Annotated in this window: 31 protein-coding genes and 1 pseudogene; 6 read left to right on the top strand and 26 right to left on the bottom strand. The window is 29.3% G+C overall.

Annotated elements, in window-relative coordinates:
• From bhYOR_RS04370 to bhYOR_RS04395, 6 genes are all read left to right on the top strand, one after another.
• Positions 1-1,110 carry a plasmid maintenance protein gene (locus tag bhYOR_RS04370; RefSeq protein WP_247088300.1) on the top strand — a complete coding sequence of 370 codons (1,110 nt, stop codon included), beginning with the start codon at positions 1-3 and terminating at the stop codon, positions 1,108-1,110.
• Positions 1,111-1,119: 9 nt separating this feature from the next.
• On the top strand, positions 1,120-1,677 hold the full coding sequence (locus bhYOR_RS04375) for a DUF226 domain-containing protein (protein WP_025434355.1): 558 nt from the start codon (positions 1,120-1,122) through the stop codon (positions 1,675-1,677).
• Positions 1,653-2,402, top strand: coding sequence for a ParA family protein (locus bhYOR_RS04380; RefSeq protein ID WP_025400216.1), 750 nt, complete (start codon positions 1,653-1,655; stop codon positions 2,400-2,402). The genes bhYOR_RS04375 and bhYOR_RS04380 overlap by 25 nt, the downstream gene beginning before the upstream one ends.
• A gap of 218 nt (positions 2,403-2,620) precedes the next feature.
• Positions 2,621-3,016 (top strand): chromosome replication/partitioning protein, encoded by a 396-nt coding sequence (locus bhYOR_RS04385; protein WP_407933129.1) that lies wholly within the window; start codon positions 2,621-2,623, stop codon positions 3,014-3,016.
• 12 nt (positions 3,017-3,028) lie between these two features.
• Complete coding sequence (bdr, locus tag bhYOR_RS04390) at positions 3,029-3,541, top strand: Bdr family repetitive protein (RefSeq protein WP_025400218.1); 513 nt, start codon at positions 3,029-3,031, stop codon at positions 3,539-3,541.
• Between the two features lie 289 nt (positions 3,542-3,830).
• Positions 3,831-5,057: a recombinase RecT gene (locus bhYOR_RS04395; protein WP_247088302.1), complete on the top strand. Its 1,227-nt coding sequence runs from the start codon at positions 3,831-3,833 to the stop codon at positions 5,055-5,057.
• 46 nt (positions 5,058-5,103) lie between these two features.
• Here bhYOR_RS04395 and bhYOR_RS04400 read toward each other — a convergent pair whose 3' ends face one another.
• From bhYOR_RS04400 to bhYOR_RS04525, 26 genes and pseudogenes are all read right to left on the bottom strand, one after another.
• Entirely contained in the window at positions 5,104-5,457 is a 354-nt protein-coding gene (locus tag bhYOR_RS04400; RefSeq protein WP_247088305.1) for a BBA14 family lipoprotein, read from the bottom strand.
• A 1-nt stretch (position 5,458) separates the two neighbouring features.
• Positions 5,459-5,794 (bottom strand): BlyB family putative holin accessory protein, encoded by a 336-nt coding sequence (locus bhYOR_RS04405; protein WP_247088307.1) that lies wholly within the window; start codon positions 5,792-5,794, stop codon positions 5,459-5,461.
• A complete protein-coding gene (locus bhYOR_RS04410; protein WP_247088309.1) occupies positions 5,791-6,111 on the bottom strand; it encodes a BlyB family putative holin accessory protein in 321 nt (106 codons plus the stop codon). Before bhYOR_RS04410 ends, bhYOR_RS04405 begins: the two co-directional genes overlap by 4 nt.
• Positions 6,108-6,305, bottom strand: coding sequence for a BlyA family holin (locus bhYOR_RS04415; RefSeq protein ID WP_025434311.1), 198 nt, complete (start codon positions 6,303-6,305; stop codon positions 6,108-6,110). The genes bhYOR_RS04410 and bhYOR_RS04415 overlap by 4 nt, the downstream gene beginning before the upstream one ends.
• An 81-nt stretch (positions 6,306-6,386) precedes the next feature.
• Positions 6,387-7,193 carry a DUF685 domain-containing protein gene (locus tag bhYOR_RS04420; protein WP_025434312.1) on the bottom strand — a complete coding sequence of 269 codons (807 nt, stop codon included), beginning with the start codon at positions 7,191-7,193 and terminating at the stop codon, positions 6,387-6,389.
• A gap of 15 nt (positions 7,194-7,208) precedes the next feature.
• Positions 7,209-7,811, bottom strand: coding sequence for a DUF735 family protein (locus bhYOR_RS04425; RefSeq protein WP_025434313.1), 603 nt, complete (start codon positions 7,809-7,811; stop codon positions 7,209-7,211).
• Between the two features lie 10 nt (positions 7,812-7,821).
• On the bottom strand, positions 7,822-8,694 hold the full coding sequence (locus bhYOR_RS04430) for a DUF276 domain-containing protein (protein WP_025434314.1): 873 nt from the start codon (positions 8,692-8,694) through the stop codon (positions 7,822-7,824).
• On the bottom strand, positions 8,691-9,023 hold the full coding sequence (locus bhYOR_RS04435) for a hypothetical protein (RefSeq protein WP_025434315.1): 333 nt from the start codon (positions 9,021-9,023) through the stop codon (positions 8,691-8,693). Before bhYOR_RS04435 ends, bhYOR_RS04430 begins: the two co-directional genes overlap by 4 nt.
• 59 nt (positions 9,024-9,082) lie before the next feature.
• Positions 9,083-9,814: a DUF777 family protein gene (locus bhYOR_RS04440; protein WP_247088311.1), complete on the bottom strand. Its 732-nt coding sequence runs from the start codon at positions 9,812-9,814 to the stop codon at positions 9,083-9,085.
• A complete protein-coding gene (locus bhYOR_RS04445; protein WP_025434317.1) occupies positions 9,814-10,782 on the bottom strand; it encodes a DUF693 family protein in 969 nt (322 codons plus the stop codon). Before bhYOR_RS04445 ends, bhYOR_RS04440 begins: the two co-directional genes overlap by 1 nt.
• Before the next feature lie 231 nt (positions 10,783-11,013).
• A pseudogene (locus bhYOR_RS04450) lies at positions 11,014-11,568 on the bottom strand (DUF792 family protein); the annotation flags it as partial.
• A 12-nt stretch (positions 11,569-11,580) separates the two neighbouring features.
• Complete coding sequence (locus bhYOR_RS04455; protein ID WP_247088313.1) at positions 11,581-12,855, bottom strand: DUF759 family protein; 1,275 nt, start codon at positions 12,853-12,855, stop codon at positions 11,581-11,583.
• Between the two features lie 8 nt (positions 12,856-12,863).
• Positions 12,864-13,094 (bottom strand): DUF1322 family protein, encoded by a 231-nt coding sequence (locus bhYOR_RS04460; protein WP_025434318.1) that lies wholly within the window; start codon positions 13,092-13,094, stop codon positions 12,864-12,866.
• A gap of 4 nt (positions 13,095-13,098) precedes the next feature.
• A complete protein-coding gene (locus bhYOR_RS04465; protein WP_040126287.1) occupies positions 13,099-13,530 on the bottom strand; it encodes a DUF1473 family protein in 432 nt (143 codons plus the stop codon).
• 10 nt (positions 13,531-13,540) lie between these two features.
• Positions 13,541-13,969, bottom strand: a complete 429-nt coding sequence (locus bhYOR_RS04470) for a DUF1463 family protein (RefSeq protein WP_025434319.1) — start codon at positions 13,967-13,969, stop codon at positions 13,541-13,543.
• A gap of 23 nt (positions 13,970-13,992) precedes the next feature.
• Positions 13,993-15,114, bottom strand: coding sequence for a DUF787 family protein (locus tag bhYOR_RS04475; RefSeq protein WP_025434320.1), 1,122 nt, complete (start codon positions 15,112-15,114; stop codon positions 13,993-13,995).
• The gene (locus bhYOR_RS04480; protein WP_247088315.1) at positions 15,095-15,667 is read right to left on the bottom strand and encodes a DUF764 family protein; all 573 of its coding nucleotides are present in this window, start codon (positions 15,665-15,667) and stop codon (positions 15,095-15,097) included. The genes bhYOR_RS04475 and bhYOR_RS04480 overlap by 20 nt, the downstream gene beginning before the upstream one ends.
• On the bottom strand, positions 15,664-16,053 hold the full coding sequence (locus bhYOR_RS04485) for a hypothetical protein (protein ID WP_247088269.1): 390 nt from the start codon (positions 16,051-16,053) through the stop codon (positions 15,664-15,666). The genes bhYOR_RS04480 and bhYOR_RS04485 overlap by 4 nt, the downstream gene beginning before the upstream one ends.
• Positions 16,044-16,418 (bottom strand): DUF1506 family protein, encoded by a 375-nt coding sequence (locus bhYOR_RS04490; protein ID WP_025434322.1) that lies wholly within the window; start codon positions 16,416-16,418, stop codon positions 16,044-16,046. The genes bhYOR_RS04485 and bhYOR_RS04490 overlap by 10 nt, the downstream gene beginning before the upstream one ends.
• Entirely contained in the window at positions 16,418-16,831 is a 414-nt protein-coding gene (locus bhYOR_RS04495) for a DUF3890 domain-containing protein (RefSeq protein WP_025434323.1), read from the bottom strand. Before bhYOR_RS04495 ends, bhYOR_RS04490 begins: the two co-directional genes overlap by 1 nt.
• 26 nt (positions 16,832-16,857) lie before the next feature.
• Positions 16,858-17,820, bottom strand: coding sequence for a hypothetical protein (locus tag bhYOR_RS04500; RefSeq protein ID WP_025400442.1), 963 nt, complete (start codon positions 17,818-17,820; stop codon positions 16,858-16,860).
• A 25-nt stretch (positions 17,821-17,845) separates the two neighbouring features.
• Positions 17,846-18,412 carry a DUF228 domain-containing protein gene (locus tag bhYOR_RS04505; RefSeq protein ID WP_025400441.1) on the bottom strand — a complete coding sequence of 189 codons (567 nt, stop codon included), beginning with the start codon at positions 18,410-18,412 and terminating at the stop codon, positions 17,846-17,848.
• A 33-nt stretch (positions 18,413-18,445) separates the two neighbouring features.
• The gene (locus bhYOR_RS04510) at positions 18,446-19,255 is read right to left on the bottom strand and encodes a DUF228 domain-containing protein (protein ID WP_051480168.1); all 810 of its coding nucleotides are present in this window, start codon (positions 19,253-19,255) and stop codon (positions 18,446-18,448) included.
• Positions 19,255-19,824, bottom strand: a complete 570-nt coding sequence (locus bhYOR_RS04515) for a DUF228 domain-containing protein (protein WP_025434324.1) — start codon at positions 19,822-19,824, stop codon at positions 19,255-19,257. The genes bhYOR_RS04510 and bhYOR_RS04515 overlap by 1 nt, the downstream gene beginning before the upstream one ends.
• Before the next feature lie 12 nt (positions 19,825-19,836).
• Entirely contained in the window at positions 19,837-20,517 is a 681-nt protein-coding gene (locus tag bhYOR_RS04520) for a DUF1357 family protein (RefSeq protein ID WP_025434325.1), read from the bottom strand.
• A 1-nt stretch (position 20,518) separates the two neighbouring features.
• Positions 20,519-21,733, bottom strand: a complete 1,215-nt coding sequence (locus bhYOR_RS04525; protein WP_032489662.1) for an anti-CBASS protein Acb1 family protein — start codon at positions 21,731-21,733, stop codon at positions 20,519-20,521.
• Between the last annotated feature and the right edge of the window lie 110 nt (positions 21,734-21,843).

Genomic DNA, 21,843 nt, shown 5'->3' on the forward strand with positions numbered 1-21,843 from the left:
ATGAGGAGTACAAAAAAGCCTACCAAAAAACATCAATATAAATTAATCGTTTTAATATCTACACTAAACTACATGAACTTAAATCTTAAAAAATACACCCAAAGCAACATACTTTATTACTTTAATGGAAATTTAAGACGCAATGGTCACAAAGAAACTACTCTTAAAACACTTCAAAAATATCTTTATAAATTAGAAAAAGAATTAAGTGTCACAATTAATTATTACAGACATTTGGGTGTTAACATGGGAACTGAAATTCACTATAACCTTAAGTATTCTAAAAAAGAATGTCATCGCATAATCAATAAATACTTCAAAGAAAAAAAAGAAGAGAGACACAAAGACCGTGTAAATGCTAGTCTTGAAAAAAGATGTAATAAAAAGGGGAGTGTAGAAAAGGGGGAGTGTATATATAATATATATAATAATAAAAAAGAAGAAAAGAAAGACATAAAAGAAATAGAGAAACTGCAAGTAAAAAAATACGCTAAAAAATGTAATTTTAAATCAAATACTTTCTTCTCTATTTTGAATTTAAAACTAGAAAAAGATGTTACAATTAAAGTGCTTAAGGTACTTAAAAGAACAGAAAACTTCATTGAAAAAACTAAACACAAGAAAAAAAGCAACATTAAGCTAAAAGAAAACAAGCTTGCAAGTAAGCAAAAGGAATTAAGTAGAATACTGGATGAAATAAAAGTCATCTTAAAAAATGAAGGCTATAACAGTAAACAGTTAGAAATCCAAATACAAAAGGTATATGAGCAATATAAAGATAAACCACACTTTATCATAGAAAACAATAAGTACAATGACTTAGAAAAGATAATAGGAAAGCTTAAAAAGTCAGTTGAATGCGTTGAAGTAATCACAAAAGAAGATGAGAAAGAAATTAGGAATAACGTATTTAGCATACTTCTTGAACAATTAAGACATAAAGTAGATACATCAGTTTTAGTACCAATACTGAAAGATTATTTAAACAAACAGAACAAATTGGAATATAACAAGGTATTTAGTAACCATTATTACTATGAGCTTTTAGAATTAGTAGGGGATGGTGGGAATTATTTAAAATTAGGAGAATCTGAGAAAATTACCAGTTAAGGATTAATTGTGGAGAGTGTATTAGAACGCCTCAAAAAAAAAGAATTAGCAATTAAGGATAAAAGAAATAAGACGATTTTCGTTAAAATAGAAGAAATTAATAATAGAAAAATATATCACACAAAAGTTATGACAGACTTTTACGCATTTGGGATTAATAAGAAAAAAAATAGATTCTTTATTTTACTTAGAAAATTATTTAATAGAGATAAGATAAACGAATTTCACTTATTCTCCTTGAAAGATGATGATAAATTTTTAGGTATTTATTATGGATATAGAAAACCAATAAAGAATATTATAACAAGATATGAAGAAAATGGAATCATTAAAACAATCTCATTTTCAAAAGTTTATTATATAGAATTTAGATTTAAAAAAGGCAGTGTGTTTTGTTATTTAAGAGGAATTTCTTATTTACTTAGGAAAGAAAAATCTCATAAGAAATATTGTGAATCTTTAGTTGAAAGGATAATAAATTTAGAGAAACAAGTATATGAATTTTATGGTAAAAAATTACCGGATGGAGGATTTATAAATAAATGGATAGAAAAGAACCTAAGATAATCACTATAGCATCAATTAAAGGAGGTGTTGGAAAAAGTACAACTTGTTTAGCATTAGCATTTTTGCTATCAAAAAAAAACAAAGTTTTGATAATAGATATGGATACACAAGCGTCAGTTACTAGTTATTATCACGATAAAATACAAGACAGTAATATGGATTTAAAACATAATAATATATATGAGGTTTTGGTTAATGAATTGGATATTAAAAAGGCAATTGTAAATATTGATGATAACTTAGACTTATTGCCAAGTTATTTAAGTTTACATATGCTTAATGAAAATGAGATGGAATTTAAAGAATTATTATTGAAATCAAATTTGAGCTGTTTTTGCAATGATTATAATTACATAATATTAGATACAGCTCCTAGTTTTGATATAATATCTAAAAATGCATTACTTAGTAGTAATTACATTATTGTTCCAATAATAGCCGAGAAATGGGCAGTTGAATGTTTAGATTTACTTGATTTTTTCTTAAATAAGTTAGGTTTAAAACTACCAGTATTTTTGCTTATAACTAGATTTAAAAAAAATAACACTCATAAAGAATTTTTAAGTTTGTTGAAGAATAGAGGTGATTTCTTAGGTATTATATCAGAAAGAGAAGATTTAAATAGAAATATAGCAAGTAATTCTAAGTTTTCTTTAAAAAAAGACTATATGAAGGAATATGAAAATGCTATTAATAAATTTTTAGTACATTTACAAACGCTGTAAAATGGCTAATTTTGATTTATTTAAGTTGTCCCGAATCGGGACAACTTAAATAATATTTATTGTTTAAGGAGTTTTTATGATGGTGAAAGTAAATAAAAGAAATTTAGATACAATTGATAATAATCAATTAGATTATTATCAAAAATTAAAAGAATAAATTAGTTAATAATTTTAAAAAAGAAATCTTAGGGTCATAAGAATAGAAGGTTATTAAGATTTTGAAAGAAATTAAGGATAATGAATATTATAAGTTAGATGGATACAATAGTTTTAATTCTTTTGCAAAGAATTATAAAATAGCAAGGACTCAAGTGTATGACTATCTTAGACTAGCAAATGCTATGGAAGAAGGATTGTTGGAAGAGAGATTTATTATTGAGAATGGACTTACTATCTCTTTGTTATCATTGAGGGATAAAGAAGGGGTAAACATTAAAAAATCAAGACAAAATCCAATAAAACCATTAAGGTTTCAGCTTAAGAGTCAAAATAGTTATGCTTTTTATAAGAGCAATGCTAAATTTACTAGTTTTTTAATGGATGAACTTTTTGAAAATCAAAAAGATTTCCTTGATAAGCTTTTGAAGAAGTATAAAGAATTAAAAGGGGAATGATAAGGAGTGTTTATGGGTAATTTAGTATATAGAACATATAGAACAGAAGATTTAAGAATGGAGTTCTTAGATAAGGGGTTTACTGAAGCAGCAATAGATTTCATTTTACTTCATAATGACAATTATAATTTTGAAGTCTTAAGAGAAAAGATGAACTCATTAGAACAACAAATCGTTAATGTAGAGAATAACTTAAAAAAAGATATTGAATTTGCTAAGGTAGAATTTAAAAGGGATATATCTGATTTAGATAATAAGATAGACAATGTAGAAAAGAATTTATTTAAAGAAATACAAAATAACAATGCGATATTGCGAGAAGAAGTGAAAAGCACCATTCTTGTCTTAAGAGAGGAAATGAAAAGAGATAATGCAATACTGTTAGAAAAGCTTGATATGTCAAATAAAGTTTTGTTAGAAAAGCTTGGTGTAGGAAATAGAATGCTCACTGTTATTACAGCAATAGGAATACCAATAATTATATCTATTATCATGTCTCTAATAAGTAAATTCTTTATAGGATAAAAAAATTATTGTGAACAAGGGTTGATTTTATTTGAAATTTGTTATATTTTAATTATTATTAGTAGTGCTATTCATTATAGACTACCTGTTTTGTGAACATCATTTGTAGCTTTTAGGGCTTGATTAAGGATTCTTGTAAGAGTTTTTAATTAAGCTCTAAATTTTTATCTTCAAGTTTAATAATGCAATATTTTGCTATCTTTTTATGATTTTTTTGTTAATAGTATTGCAAAATTTTAGTTTTTGTTATATATTATTTTTAATAATTCACAAAATAGGAGATTAAACCATGAATAATAATATGACAAAACCTGAGATATCAAATACGATTAGTACAATAACAGAAAAAATGAATTCAAGTAATATTTATGAGGTATGGGAAGCATATAAGAGTATGCATGGACTTAAAAGAATGGATACTCAATCAGAGAGAGAAATCTTAACTTTACTACAAGTAAATAATCTAAATCCATTCAAGAAGGAAGCATACATAATTCCATTTAATGGGAGATATGCAGTTGTGGTAGCATATCAAACCTTACTTATAAGGGCATATGAGGCAGGGTATAGTAAATATAGCCTTGAATTTAAAGAAGAGATGGTTAAGACAATTAAAATTGATTCTAAGGGCAATAAAATGGTACAAGAAGATTGGCAATGTACAGCTTACTTCAAATCAGAGCATGGTAATATTTATAGTTTTTCTGTTTTATTTAATGAGTATTACAAAAACTCACCTATTTGGAGAGAGAAACCAGTATTTATGTTAAGGAAATGTGCAGTTAGTTGTCTATGCAGAACTTTGCCAGGTGCGGGGCTTGAGAGTATGCCCTATATAAGAGAAGAGCTAGGAGATACAGATAATCTTTATGAAGCTCATAAGGTACAACAAATAGGGCATACTGAAACTGAGAAAATAGTGACTAAAGAGATGCACCCTGTTGATTATGAGTCTGTTACCAAAAGTGATAATAAGCATGTACCATCCAATCTATCAATTGAGAGTGAGGAAGATAATGATGCAAATACCTTAGGAACTAGACAAGACACAACAGAGGAACAATCTAAGGGTGTAGAAACCCCACCTGTAGATGTGAATAGAGTTGTGAAATCTAATAATACTAATACAGTAGGAGTAAATAAAGATAATAAAGCTAATTCAATTAAGTTTAGTTGCTATAAAAGTCTTCTTATAGCAGCACGTGGTATGCATAAGCATTTGGTTGATAAACCATTTGAGAGTATATCGCAGATAAATGCATATTTAAGTGCTATAAAGAAGGGGGATGATTCTTCCTTTTTAGAGTATTTTAATATGAATAAAGCTTTAAGGAGTGTTAACTATTGGATAGAACTCATTAGAGAATATATATTTAAGAATAATCATCTTATGAGGAAGTTAGATCAATTTGAGGCATTTATAGCGCTTATGCAGCCTAAATATGAGGATAGTCCACTCAGATTATTTGGATTCTTGTCAAGAGAAGAAGAATTAAGATATTTATTTGATACATAGATAATAATTTAAAGCAAATAAGCCCCATTAGGGGCTTTAAATAATATTAATTTTTTAGTTTTGAATATTTTTTGTAAACCGCTTCAGCAATAGGTTTAGTTATCTTGATGTATGCTTTGAAAATGTTGATATTAAACATTAAATCCTGGATTGTCTGTTCAGACTTGAGTGTAGAAGAATCAAAATAAGTAAACTTAGGATACTTTGGGTCATTAACTTTCTTTTTTGTACGTGTTAAGAATACTTGCAAGTACATAGCATAATCAGCTAGCTTAGCTTCATAAGTACTTAATTCTGTGAGGGTTTGGGTTTTAGGAAATGTTGGTTCTTCCGTTAGAGAAGCAATAGATGTACATGAGAAGATAAGCGTTAAGAAAGTTAAATTTACTAGTTTTTTCAAATTAGGCCTCCTTTAACATTTTGATGTAAGTACTTATGAGCTTATTACGTTTAGCTCTAAGTTGGGAAATGTATTTTGAATAATCATCATAATCCCCAGCAGTTTCTATTATCTCGATGTTGAGCCTTAGTATTTCTTCAATTTCAGAGAGTAGTTTGATAGCTTCCTTTTGTTCCATTTGATATACACTTGCCTCATATAGTGAGTAAAAATAATTAACCACTTTGGTGAAAATATTAATGTAGGTTACGGTGTTTTTACCTTGGTGGTTATTTTTTATAATTTCTGTAAATTTGTTTAGGATATCAACACTTAATTTAGCAGTACTTAATTTCATTTGACCTCCTTTTCAATTGATGAGATTTCTAATGGTAATTGCATATTATCTGGATTGCTATTAACCTTTTCTATAAATTTTTTGATTTTAGTTTGGATAGGTTCAAGTGCTTCTCTTATTTGCGGAGTTAAGGCATTCTCTAACCTTTCCATATTTTGTGTATAGATAATTTGATATTCTGTGTAAATGTCATTTAATAGCATGAATGTTTTATGAGCATTTTCATTAAACGACCCATCTTCAAAATTAGATAGGGCATCAAATAATGTTACAATTGCATTTAAAGCAGTATCTAAAGAATTACGATCAAGTATCATAAATCCCCCTTTTCTTTGTCTCTGTCATGTATTTTTATCTTACTTAATAAGATACTTAGTATATCTTTGATTACTGGTTTGAAAATCAAACCCAAACTTAATATAAAAATACTAATAATGATTAACTTTACTTCATTGATGTTAATTAGTTGAAGTAAAAAATCTAATATGTTATTAATGCTTAATTCATTCAACTTTGTCACCTCGCGTTTATAATTGGTAAGTTACAACTATATAGCAAAGAATAGTTTTTGCTATGTTGGTTAGAAATAATTCTAAAGCTTAATTAGTATAGGTACTGGACTGCCATTTCTATAAGTACGCTTTTGCATATACCATCCAGTAAAAAGGGGTCCGTAATCATCAGTGTATGCATTTTGGGCACCACGGTAATAGATCATTAGTCCTTGTGATTCATCAGTATATTTAAGTATTACTTTTTTTGTGTATTTAGTGCCAGAAGCATTGATTTCTGAATCGACGTATATGTCTAAGTAAATAGGGTCTCCATCTTCAGATTTATAAAATACTAAATCAACCTGTTGATTTGAATATTGTGATGTCATATCTAAGATATAAGATCTGCTTCTAAGAGAAGACTCATAAATATATGAACTTGTAGTTTTTGTTCTTGATGAGTCAAACCCAGAAGGTATTCCTGTTAAATGTTTTGGTATTTGTGCTTTTTGTAATGAGCTGTAACTTAAAGTAACGAAATAATCATCTTTTCTTAAATCGTAGCTTGACAGGCCACTTCCAAGTCTGTCTTTAACTTTACTATATGTATTTGAAATACTACTAGAGTCATCATTTAAAAATTTAGTAAGTACTTTACTATAAACTTGGTTTATAAAGTTTTCATCTTGTAGTAATTCAGTAGCAATTGTGGTTTTAATGACTTCTTTAAAATACTTAAGTCCTTCATTTTTAAAGATTTTATCTTTTGAAGTTTCAAGGAAATTTTCATATGTAATAGCATGACAACTTGAAATCCCATCATCAAGTAATAATAAATCGGTATTTTTAACCGATTCAAGTCTATTTAAATCTTTAATTTGAATAAAATCGTCTTGTTCTGGCATTTATAGAAACTCCTTTTAAATATTAAATTTAGCAATTTCCTTATTTTCAATATCATATAATTTTAAAGCCCTGCCAATGGGTATTAAATTTTTAAGAAAAGAGTAAATAGATTCTGCATATCCTTTTGGCAAGAAGTTAAAAATTAAGATTTTACATTTAATATTTTCACTTTCATTTTTGTAACATAATTTTATTTTTTTATTTTTATTAGCAGTAGAACTGGGCGATATCATAGCTTTAAAGTTTGTTTTAATATTACCTAGTAATTTTATATTAATAACACCATCGCTTGGTATTGTAATTTCAATATCAACATTAAGAAATGTTTTAAATAACCTAGTAAAAGAGGCATCAGTACCAATATGTCTTAAGGCATAAATAATACTATCAATGTTTTTTGTAAGGCTTTCAACAGGTTGCGTTTCGACATAAAATATATTAAATATTTTAGATAACCAAATAGCAACAAATTTAGATGTGCAATGTTTACTAATTGGTAGTCCAGTAAAGTTAGAATTTAGACTTGAAAGTTCTGCAAGCATTATATTAGCGAAATTAAGTTCATTTTGTATAAACTTATCAAGTTGACTATTTCTGGTAAAGGTAGGTTTATTCAAATTAAAACTCCTAACTTTCAATATCAATAATTAATCTATTGGTAGTATTAAAGACAAGTAAATCTGAAGGTTGAATTTCAATGTCTTGATTTTCTTTAAAGTCATTGATGTTTGCAATATTTGTATTAGTGTCTTCTTTAGTTACTGCAAATATTTTCATACTCTTAATACCTTTAATTTCATTAACAGGAGCAAGGAAATCTTGATACTCAAAGTTAATACCCATATCAGAATAATTATTTTTTATAATTCTCTCGTAAATAGTTCTTATTTGCCTGTCAATATTAAGATAAGTATGATTTTTAATATCCAATGTATATTTGACTTTAAGATAAATATATTTATACTTACCAAGTGTGACTTTGTATACTTTTTTTTGATTGATTTCATTCATGCCATCAATCTCAATCTCACCTTCTAAATTAGTACCACTAGGAACTGTTGTGTAAAGCATATTCCAAAGATTGGCTTTAAACTTAGAATCTTGAATTTGATTTTTATCTTCAGAAAGTACAGACTCATTTAAAAGTAAATATATTTTAACTTTACCAGCTTCACTTGTAAGATTGGCATACTCAACTTTATCTAAATTAAGTAATGCTTTTATCATTCCAGGATGAGTAATACTATTTGAAGTTATGTGATATTGAATTGAACTGAAATATTCACCACCAGGTTGCATTTTTTCAAAGAATAAGTTAAGTTCATTGATAATCTGTTCCTCAACAATTGAGAGTGAGGTTGCAATCATATTATAAATGGAGGATGGGTCATCACTTATTACAACATTATACATTTGCATTAAATACTCTCTTTTAGCTTCTACAATTTCAGAAATATTTTGTTTTAAAACACCAAAATTAGGATCAAATATAATGCTCATATATTAATAACCGTTTCAAGCAAGTCACCTGGGAAGTAAAATGCAATATTTAATTTTTTAAGTTTAATTTCGGCTTTAATTCCTACGATATTAATTTGTAGTTCATTAACTATATTATAAAAATATGTTTTAACTTGATTTATCTTGCCCAGTTTACATACTTTTAAAAGATACAAATAATCAAGACCCCATTGTGGCGCATAAGATATGCTACCCTTTAGCGTTTTAATGAATATAAACAACCTTTGTTTTTGTTCTTCAATACGATCTATGATATCTAAATCATTTTTAAAGATTAAATCGAAATTGTTATTAATTCTGATATCCAATCTTTATACCTTTATAACTTTGACTACTTAAATAAATATACAACTTTTTTAGCAAAAATCTAATCAAGTAAATCATAAATTCTGCTTCTAAGAGCATAAAGTCCAGCACGACTAGATTCATCTATAACAGCTTGTCCAGTGACTCTTAAACTATTTATAGCATATGTTATATCAATTAAAATACTTCTTAAAGATTCAGAATTGTTTCTTATATCAATTTTATTATTAGATTTGATAAGAACCCTATTTCTACCTGTTAAATCAAGGTTATAACTTGAATTTATATCAATGTCATCAGTAGCTTGGATGTTAACATCATCCTTAGCCTTAATACCCAGATCATAACAATTAATATTGATGTTGTGCTTAGCATTTATATCAATATAATTATCAGATTTTATATCAACTTTATTAGTAGTTTGTATGTGGACGTCATTACAAGCAAGTTCTAAATATTTCGGATTTATAATACTTAATATATAGAAATGATTTTTATCAAAGTTAATGTCATCATCTTGACTGAAAAGATTGATATTAGATTGAAGAAGCAAAACCATCTCACCTTCATTTGGTTTTATATTTATATTTGATATATTTTGTGTTTCAATTTCAAGGTTATCAAATTCTTTAATTACTACAACACCTTTTTGTGAATCTGGATCAAAACTTTTGATCATGCCTATTTTAATAATAAATATGTTATTAAAAATCCATTGCCTTAGTTCTTCTTGTGTTAATGTGGAACCACACAAATTTTGATTCATTCTATACAGATCGTAGTTTATAGTCATTACTGCTCCTTTTTAATTAAACTTTGACTTTTAATTAGATCATCTATTTTAGTGTAATTCGAATCATCATAAAGCTTAAGAATTAATGAACACTCAGAGTAGTTACTAAGCACTGCACTGACTTCTTCAATTGTATTTTTTATAATATTTCCAAGGTTATCAATAAAAGACACTTTATCACCGACTCTTAATTCATGTGTATATGCGAGTTTGGCATTCCACCTTATTTGAATAATCCTGTAGTTAGGACCTATTGATACCTCCTGCTGGGGAATAAACTCAAGGCCATATTCTTCAAGAAACTCATAATAGGTATTGTTGTCATCTTTTGTATTATTTATAAAAATAAAAATACACTCAACTTCATTAGCTTCATTACCAATGTCTGGAATGACTTTTTGTATATATTTTTTAGACATTTTTTGAATAAACTCTTTTGGAGTTTTGGCAACAAGGTTTTCGGTTATAATTTTATTTTTATCACTATTCCTCATTTTAATAATGTTTTTATTTGGGAATACCCACTCAATAGCTTGTCCGACAGTCATACCTTTAAATTGTTTGTTTTTAAGATCACGGTTGTAGAAATTATCCTTAGTAGCTAAGTGTATTGTAATCTCAACGGAAAAGTCACCACCCGGATAATCAGTGCTCATGGGTACCCCAATGTAACCTGATGTAATAAAAGTAAAGTCTTTTTCATGCGCATATTTTTTATAAAATATTTTAACAACATCTCCTTGTTTGACATTAGAATTAAAATCTAAAGGCAAGTTCCAAAGTACGATTTTTGCTTGTTTTGCTTTGATATAACTATATCCCGAATATACGTTTGAAATAGATATATCAACATGAATTCCGTCTTGAGTGTCAATTATAATATAAGGGGAAGTAGAAATGGTTTGGATGACATCTTTATGTCTGAAAACCTGGTAAAATTGAATTTGAAAATCATATTTTAATAACATGCCCATACCTTTTTATTTGTTAAATTATTTAAAATGTTACTTTTCAGAGAAGTATCCCCCAGGTCCTTTCCATTTTTTATGAGTAGGTGTTTTAATTGCTTTTATTTTTTTGTTAAATTTAGCTTTTGTTTTTGCAATTTCTTCATTCATATTTTTTGTTTCAAGTGGTTTTATCTCTTCTTGAAACAAACCCCCTTCTTTTGTTTCACTAGCAGGTGCTTCTTGATTAAACTTAAATTTTTTAAGTACAAATGTTTTAATAACTTCCATATTAAGACTAACTTCAACCTCATCAATATAAGGAGTATCTTTAAATGTTATTGAATTTATAACAACCAAATCCTTCATACCAAATGATGGGCTGTAAGCAGTAAATGGCACTTGTGCTTGTAATCTTTCAGCTAGTTGTTCTTTTGCCAAATTACTATCAAACTCAAGAAGTGAATTACCAAAAGGTGTTAATTTAAGGGGTGTTAGCATTTCTTTGTAAAGATTTGTTAATATACCCTTGGGTAAAGATATAAATTCACCTGTTAAAGTAGGGTTATAGCTAACGTATTCAGATTTACGTGTATAATAATTTATAACAGGACGTTTTGAACAACTTGTGTTATAAGTTCTAGTAATAAGTTCATCTTTTGGTTTAATAAAAAATAATTGTGGCAAGTATCCCATTCCTTTAAGGTCAGGTCTTGGAAATAATACTATAAAATTATGATTACCAAATAATGAAAATATTTGTGTTGATATGTCTTTTATTAGAAAAAAGATTTCATGAGGACTCATTAACAACCTCCTTTAAGATGAAGTGATTGAATGGTCAGAATCACTAGTACTTCCAGTTTTTCTGTAATACGCTTCAAGACTCTTGCCCTCATCACCACCTAGGAAATTGGGAAGGATTGATCTTAAACCTGCAAAAAGATATTCAAAAGAAAATATACTTTTAATCTTTTGAGTAAACGGATCAACAATATCTTTTTTAAAATTGTTAAGCCAATTAACCATTTGCGATAAATATTTTACTGTGGGCATTAAAACATCAGTGCTTAATTTTTTAAGCTCTTCATTTAATTTTTTAATTTCATTTTCAGTTTTTTCAACTGGACCTATGTTTTTTGTAAGATCAAGTGAAGTAAAGTCACGAAGCACTTGATTTAACATGTCAGTAGCGATTTCAGGGTCGTAAGTGATATTTGCTTCATACCTATCTTTTGCATGCTCTAGATATTTGTTTCCGAAGCCTTCGAATTGACTCATTAAAGAGAAAAGAGAGTCACCTTTACCGCTTAAAAGCTCCGCAACTGATGATATGGCCTGGTCAGTTGATAATATACCGCTACCTTTCATTTTGGCTGCAAGTTCAACTGCTTTAGATAATGTATCTTTGTTATTAATTCCCATGTTTTTAAGGGTACTTTTAATGACCCCAGCTTTGTTTAAGAACTCTTCCTTTTCTATTTCCGATTCAAATGATTTAATACCTTTTAATTTGCCTATCAAATTTTGTTTTTCTTTTCCTTCAAAAATTTTAGAGCTTATAATTGACATTTTATCTTTAACAGCCTTTTCTTTAAGAGCATCTATTCCATACCCTATCATACGAGATATAAGATTAGATGACATATTTCCAATAGCAGATCCGATGGCAATACTAGGAATCCCAGGGATACGAAGTCCTTTCCTAGTTTGTTTTATTAACTTGTTTTTTTGCTTACTCTCTTCTTTTAATTTTTTATATTCTAAGTTTCTTAAATCTTGTGCTGACATGGTGGATTTTTTAAAAGCCTCACGTCTTGCTTTTTCAAATGTATGTCCTTGCTTAACAAGTTTTTTAGTTTCACTTAGTCTAAACTTTTCTACCCTTTCTCGTAATTTCTCATATTTGTTTTGTTTGGCTAGTTCACGTTTCTTTTCAGATAAGTTATGTTTTAAGATATCTTTAGTGCTCTTTAGAGAAGATTTTTTAGGTTTAATTAAATGTTCTAGTTTAGAAATGTCTTTCTCTAATGATTGGCGTGTTGATGCGTGATCTAGCACTCCTGTAAATTTAATTGTAAATTTATGATCCACAAACAACCTCACTTAGATAAAATAAGTTCCAATATTTGTTTTTCTATCTTAGCCTCTGCTATTTTATTAACTTCATTAAGCTCATCATAATACATCTTTTTAACATCATTATAAGAACACACATTTGTAAATACTGGCAACCAATATTTATTGTTTTGAACTTTTTCAATTAAATTGAAGTAACGCTCCCTAGCGTTTTCAAGATTTTTTATAAATTTTACAGTATCTTTGTTATGCACAAATTTATCCTGTGTTTTTTATATTATTAACAACATATTCATAATTAAATTCTTTGTCATTGATATAATCAAAGACAACAAAATCACCAACATTATTCTCATATTCTTTAAGGAAAATAAAGGATGGCTTTTTAAATTCCATATCTATATGGAAAGTATTAAACTCTACAGAATATATAATTCCAATAAGGTAATCTTTATAATAAGTTGCAAATTCTCTATTAATATCTAAAATAAGATAAAATTCATCTAAAAAGCCAGGTTTTATCATTAAATTAGTAATTTCTCTTAAGTATTTAATTTCATTAAGTTTGCAGATACCTTCATTTTGTGAAAAGCCTAATATAGAGTCCCACTCGTAAACCGGTAATACTTTTAGTTGGTACTCATAAGTTTTATCTTTACTTAAGATTTGCATTTTATATCTTGTAATCATTTTGTGTCCTTTAATTTGTTTTAGTTATTTTTTCGCAATTAATTGCTCTTATCTCAAAAGTAACCTTTTCAGCTTCAGCAGAGTAACTTCTTGAAGGTTCTTCTGTAAATACAGCAGTATTACTAATAATTTTTGTTGAAATACGATCATTAAACACAAGGTCTAACATTTTGTCATTTTTACTTATTTTCATGTTATAAAACTGATCATCTGCAAGTTGTGTTAGCAAAATGTAATCCTGACTACCAAGTGTTACTTCAATATTAAATATATAAGTAATAGTTTTAGGATCCCTGAGACTAATAACAGGTATACCCCTATCTTCACTACTAATTACTGCTCTTGTTGTAGGTTCACTTGTAAATTCTAACTTACCACTGTTAATTTGCCTTCCACCTATTGAAAAATAAACATCCGCAATTTTATATAAATTATCCAATGTATTTAAACCCTCCTTTTTAACTATTTGTAAGTATTTAAATAATCTTTAATGTCTTGTGAAGTAATATTAAGAAGCAAGCTATTCATACTAAAGTTGTAAACAATGTTTATTGATAGTAAAAGTTTCAATTTTGGATTTGACTCTATAACAATGTGAAGGTTTGAATATGAAACGATAATATCCCTATCAATGAAACTCTTAAGCATACATTCAATTGCAGTAGTATAAGCATTATCTTTTTCACCTGAGAGTTGCAGTTTTGATAATTTACTATTCTGTCTACCATTAACATTCCATACTCTAATAAGCTCGGATGTAAGTTCATATTTGATATAATGATAAGTAAATAATTCGTCAATGGGAGTTCCTTCAAGAGTTACTCCTTCCTTAAAAGCCATAACACCATCAAGACCAGTCTCATTAAGCAATGAGTAAAAGTTAATATTAGCATTCCTAAGTTTACAGGTTATAGAATCATCAGTAATAGGACTCATACCGCTAAACTTAAGTCCATAAGGGTTTACAGCATGAAATATACTCGCTTCATGTAAGTATTTAGATATAAATCTTAAGTGTAAGTATTCCTCTCCTTTAGAGTGGATAACAATAATTTTAGATTTAGAATTCGTACCATCTTTAAACAACTCTTTTATTTCAGATTCTTTTGTTGCAAATACAAAGAAGTGCTTATCTTCTTTAAAATGTGTATAGTCATCCTTGTAAATAGTAAGTCCATCACCACCATCACTGTTGCTTGCATAAGTATTAATAAGGGCAATAAAAGTATATCTATTGTCTTTAAGTTGGGTTTTAATTGCCTTTGCTTCGGTTCCCTCTTTATATATAAGTAGCTTGACTGATCTAAGTCCGGCATCACCTGCTGAGAAGAATGCTTGCATTGCTTTTTTTAGGTATTCTCTCTCCTTATTAAATTCATCCTCACCATTACTTCCTTCCTTTTCAAGTGTCTCAATTTGCTTTTCAAAGCTATTTATCTTTAAATTTAATATTTTTACCTTAGGTGTTGTAGTGTTAAGTTTAATCTTTGAACATTTATATACTAGTAATGGCTCGTAATAATTTACATGTTTTATATCTAAAGTTGAATGCGTTAGATTAACACTAATTGTATCTTGTGGCATCTTCTTCTCCCTCTTTAATTTGTTTTTCTTTTACTTGCACATTAGCTTTAAAACCACAACTTGCACAGTATGCCAACTGACTATAATTGCTCTTGATATCAATAAGACCAGAATTTTGCATATTGGTTGTGGCATAAATGTAAAACTTTAGCTCTATTTCATGAGTGCTTATACCTTCTTCAGGCTTGAACGAACAACTTTGGGTACCTAAGTCATGTAAAAAATCACTAAATAACGTATAAAGTGACATAAGTCTCTTATATGCATTTTTATTAACGTTTGCAAATGCCATGAAATAGATTTGGAAACAGATACCAAATTCATTTACATTTTTGTAAAATGAACCGGTTCTTAAGTTGTGATTAAAAAGACCTTCAAGATTTTCAAATTTTATTGCAAGGATATTGGGCTTTTTTACTGTATGTTCAGACATGTATGGATGGTTATGCGTATTTATAATATCAACATCAAGTTTATGAATGCTTGCAAATTTAGTGAAGTCTTTTAAAACTGATATTAGAGATTGATTTATAGTAGCAATATCCAGTATCATTCATTTATCCTATATTCAATAGTCTTAAGCATAAGTCCGCTGCAACTGAGTGGTACCTCAGGTGTTTTGCTACCCCTTCTCTTTTTTAAAGCAATTGTCTTAGGAGAGAGTGCAGGTTTTATTTTAGATGCTAATACGTAATTTTTATAATATTCTATGAATGCATTTCCCAAAGCATTCATACCATTTTGAATGCCTTTATTAAATTCATTATTCATGTAATTGGTATTAACGTACTCTCTAAACTGAGAAGAATTAGCTACTTCGGTCAAGTGCTTACGTATGGGTAAATTCTTAGTACCCATTTCATGTATAAATGCTACCAAAGCACGCCCCCCAAACCAACCAATCTCTAATTCTATTTCTCTAAAACCTTTTATCTCCATTCTAAACCCCGTAAAATTAAAGTCTTATAACCAACGCTAGAGTCAATATTTATAATTTCAAAAAATGAACCTTCAAGTGATACTCTGTCTTTAATTTCAAAATTAATCTCAGCATTTGTATAAAGCTTTGATAAGTTTTTCAAATCATAAATATTAGAGTCATTAATTTTTACAAGTTCTTGTGGAGAGATATCGATAATAATTCCAACAAATTGAGTGTAATTATTTTTATCGAAATTAATCTCAGGGCTTTCAAACTCATCATCATGCGAATATGTTCCTTTGTAAAACAGGAAGTATGATTCTTCACGAAACCTGCCAATCATGCGTTCTGCCATACTAGCAAGCCTGTCTCTTGTGCTCATTACACAACACCTATGCAGTAAGTCTTACGCGCTCCTGACTTAATTTGTGTGATAAGCTCTTCAAAAGAGGAACAATAATCTTTACTCCCACAATTCAATTCGGTACCTGAGGATGGATAATAATCAATCTCAAGCTCACCAAATTTTTCTTTTTTGATTTGTTCAAGACCAAACTCACGAATCACACCAGAACGCTTTAGATGGCAACCTATGTAATAATAAAGCAGTAGAGATGCTTGACTAATATTTAATTTGCTAGGATTAATTCCACGTGTTTCAATTATCATTTCAAGTAGCTTTGCTTGTTCTTCAAACTTTGCAAAACTGAACTTCTCTTCAGATAAATCTAAGAGAGCTTTAATTTGTAAGTAAAGCTCCCCGAAACCCCCTGATAGTACGTTACTAGTACTCATAAGTAACTTTCCTTAATATTTTCAGTCTAACTTTGTTTGATATTAACTTTCAAAATAGTCTTCTCTGTTGCTAAGAGTCCTCCTAAGACAAAATCAAGGTATGAATGAGCAATATCACTTGAATCATAATCAACTTGTCTATTTAGAGTTGGATACATATATCTACTTGGTTTGAATTTTAGTAATTTTGGATTTAATGGATAGATAAGTATCTGATTTGAAAGTAAGTTACTTGTATGCAAGTAAACTTTTTGCCAATCGTTTACAGCCTTAATTGTGTTAATCAACACATCTCTCCATTTATCATTAGAAACTGCTGGTTTTGTATCAGTACCATATGGTTTTACAAGTTTCAAACTGGTTGCTTGGTCAGTAATTACCATCATTGGTGTTGAGAATGAATCTCCTAATTCTAATTTTGAAAGTCCCAATTCAATCTTTTCAAAGATCTTATCCATTTTATCTTTGTTAGAAGCTTCAACTTCTTCTAATATCTGATTTGGCATATTAAGTAGGCCATACATGTTAGGAAGTAATACCTTTTGATTTTTACCATCTCTTTGTATTGAGACAGAACCTGTTAAGATAAAGTGGTCAATAATCTTAATAATCTCATCACTTGCTAGTTTGAATGCTTCTCTGAAGGGAAGTAAATTGTTATTTACATCTCCAATATATCCATCATGAGTATAGAAATCTTCTTCAGCTTGATTGATATGTCTGAATTTGTATTGCAATCTTAAATAATTAAGCTTTACAGTCTCTGAACGAAATCCAATAGTTGAAATAGTATTAACTTCATTAACTAAACTTGTAGGATTTGCACTAACAAACGCATCCCATTTAATAGTTTTCACAAATCCATTTTTTAGATTTACATAATCAATCTGTTCATCAGCTAACCATTTGTAAAATGTTGGAACACTTATATCATCAATGACATTTGCAATTTCCTTTGTATAATAATCTAAATCAAATAAATCTGACATAAAAATCTCCTATAATCTCCTTATATTAATTTAAAGCTTTGTTCCCATAGCTTACGACACCTACCATATAAAGTTCATTTGATAGCTGAATAGAATCTGATGTGGCTACAGTATTAGTGTTATTGCTAGAACCATTAGTCTTCTCAAGCTCACCATTTGAATTAAACTTAAGCTTGTCCTTTCTCTTAATAGAATTATCTTTAGCAACAAGATACCCTTCAAAATATTCTGTTATTGGGACTACTGTCGCAATACCAGTATAATCATCAATGTCAATGCATATGCCGTATAAATCATCACCACCCCCAGCCTCAACATGTGGCTCGTAGTGTGGTTTATTATTCTCTACTGTATTTACAACAAGCTTTACCCCTCTTTTGTATGGATATCCTTTACTTGGATGACTCTCTAATTTAGCTTTACTGCTTGTTGCAGTGCCACCAGAATTACTAAAATGTAAATGTTTATCTCTAAAATCAGCATTGTTACTAAAGACAGCCGCATCACTACTAGGATTCTTTATTAACGCTTTAAGCTTATCCCTTTTAGTTTCATAGTCTTTTACTAATTGTGTTATATTAGCAGATGACAATCTTCACCCTCCTATTTTGATAATTAAATAATTTTAAAATCTATTACCATAAACTGATGCTTTAACAAAATGCAATTGGTACTGACCCTTACGCGTAGCATCCTCTAAAGCTAAATCAATGGTAAATGCCTCACTGAGTGCTACGGCATTAATCATTTTCTTACCACCACTTCCTGCTTTTATAAGCATCCCATTTGAATCAAAATCTAATTTATCTGCTATCTTGATACTTGAATCACTAGCTGATAAATATCCTTCAAAATTATTTGTTATTGGTATTACAGATGCTACTCCAGTACTCTCATCAACATCAATGCATATTCCATACATATCCTCATCATTTGAAGATACGACATAAACATTCTCATTTTCTACTGAAAGCTTAATTGCTCTCTTGTATGGATACCCTTTGTATGAATATTCTTCTATCGTATCAACACTACTAGATATTGAGAGAGCATCAGCATCGATAATCTTCATCTTATCTTGAAATCCATTCTCAAATCCACTAAATAACGCCCTATCTTCACGTTGAGTCTTAGTGTACTTCTTAAGCTTTAGAATTGAATCTCTATATTGCGTCTCAAGTGACTCTACTTGTGTAGGTGTATGTCTTTTGCTTCGGTTTTTAGGTTGAGTACTTGCTCTTAACGTTTCTACATCTTCTAGAGTATCTAGAGTACTTAAAGTTGCTACGTCTAGTGATTTTAAAAATTCTATTTGCTCTTGACTTGCTACTTGAGTTTCTAATTGCTCATTTGCTAGTGAAGACTTAGAAGTACCTTGAACTTCTTTAGTACCTTTAGAATTTGTAGAAATGGTCTTTTTACTTACAGTACTCATTAACTACCCTTTAAGGCCCTATTTCCAAATACACTTACATTTATTATGTAAAGACTGTCATTTAACTTGTATGCCTTTGATAAAGCTATTGCATTAACTTTAGTGTTAGTTGAAGTACTAGCCTTTTCTAATTCTCCATTTGCATTGAAGCACAACTTATCCCCTACATTAATTGAAGACTGATTATCCTTTTTTACTACTAAATATCCAGTAAAGCTTTCCGTTATTGGTATTACTGTTGCAGTTTGGGAAAAATCATCAATGTCAGTGCATATGCCGTATAAATCATCACCACCCCCAGCTTCAACATGTGGCTCGTAAGCATTATTCTCACCAAAAGATAATTTGACTCCTCTCTTGTATGGATATCCCTTAATTGGGGAGTTCACAATTACAGTATTCCTACTTGTTCTAGCGCCACCTGATGCTTGGAATGTTAAATGCTTATCCCTAAAATCAGTATTATTACTAAAAACTGCAGAATCCATGCTAGGATTCTTCATTAATGCTTTAATTTCTTTAAGCTTATCTTCATATTCTTTTCTTATTTGCGTGATATTATTAGACACCTTAACCTTCCTTTAAGCACTGCGTTTAATTATTCTTTTGGAATTCTGCTTTTGTTGATTGATGTAAAACTGTATCATACCTTCTGTTAGCTCAGTGCGATTAATTGGTCTGAAATTTGAATTTGATATTGATATTTGCTCTTTAAACTTAACACCGTTATTCTCTAATCTTGAAGCAGTACGGATATTCTCATTATTTTGCCTCTGCTTTATATGCACTTTTGCCAAATCTAAAAGCTGTTCTAATATATGCCCTTCAATATGTTCTGTTGATTCAACCTTAGCTATAGCCTTTATCTGTTCAGGAGAGACATATTTGCGAATAAGCTCCCGACTTTGCGCTAAGAGTATCTCATCAAGTGAATATCCTTTAGAAAGCAACGCTTCCTTATTGAAATGATTACTTAAGTATTTACTTGCAAGTGTATCAATCTCATTGATACGAGTTGCTTCCCTTAAAAGTTTGTCTTGTAATGCTGCCCTCTCTTGTACTTCCGCAAGTTCTCTTGATACTCTCTCATTTATGCTTAAAGACTTATGCCCACCTTTACTCTCAAGACTTAGTCTATCTTTGTATTTCCTATACTCTTCATATTCAGAAGCACTTATACTAACAACATCAGGTGTCTTGTCTACTGCTACACCAGTACTTGTAATCTCAACAGAATCATTAGTTTGTTCTTCTACTTGCATATTAATCTCCTAATTTTGTAAATAAATTTTCTTTTAGTTTCATCTTTTCATCTAAACTCAAATTCGGATTTGATATTACAGATGAATATCTTTCATATATCTCAAGTAATCTCATGTCTCTCTCAATCTTCTCAGGTTCACTAAGCATCACAAGTGAGCCAAAATGCATCTTAAGACCAAAATACTTAACAAGCTTATTATTAACCGCAACTTCAATTTGGTCTTGCGTACCTTTTAGAAAATCATAATAATTAGATCTGTCCCCCTTTCCATCACTTCCAAGTCCCTTAACTTGTTCATTAAAGCTCCTTGTTAGTGGTTCTTTTGTGTCAGCACCTATCTTTGCTTTTACTAATGATAATGCCTCCTTTAAATATGAAAGGTCATACTTGATAACCTCTAATGATGCATTTGGTTCACAGCTGTAAAAAATTCCATCATTGTCTAGCTTAGATTTAAGTCTCTCAAGTTCCCTCATCAGTTCATCATTAGCTCTGCTAAGTGATGAGACATCTCCATCCTCTTTGGATATAAAACCAGTAAAAAAATCTTTAAAAAAACTATTCTTATCACTACTTCTCTTCTTTGCAAGTTCTAAAGTAACAGAATCTGTTGAGAGGGCATCTTTAATATGTGAGAGAGATTCATCTTTGTAAAACAAAAAATTATTATTTTCTATTCGCTTCTCTATCTCAGAGTATATTTTCTCAAGCAGGTATACATTAAGTAAAAAGCTTGCGCTATAGCATGGACTGTGAGAACCTAAGACATAATCATAGTTCTCATATATAAGCAAGCGACTCTTGTGTATCTCTAAGGAAGAGAGTTCAAGGTTATCAAAAGCATCTTCTCCTCTTGCATAATAAGTTATGCAATTAGAACCAGGCCCCGCATCATATACCCTAGAGTAATCAAGATACATAAATCCTATAGGCAACTCTAAGTTAACAGACTCACTTAAATGACTAAATTCATCATTTGTCTTAACTAAGATGTATCCTGCTCCATTGAATCTGTAACTGATAATACACTGTAGTAATGCTGCCTTAAGTTCTATCTTTAAAACGTCCAACTCATCATTAAACTTAGATTTGGAAATACTTTGCAAAAGTATCCCATTCTTTAAGACATCTTCTGCTACATTCTTGATATAGTTTCTAAAAAATATCGAATATTTATATAAATCTCTTGAATTAATATTAAAATTTAAACTCATGACTTCTTTAACCTTTAACGATAGCAAGTATAATGCAATATTTAATTTTTGCTAATTATTTCTAACAAAAAAATTAAATAATTTTTGTAAAAAAAATGCCGGAAAAAATA

Source organism: Borrelia nietonii YOR (assembly GCF_023035795.1).
GTDB lineage: Bacteria > Spirochaetota > Spirochaetia > Borreliales > Borreliaceae > Borrelia > Borrelia hermsii.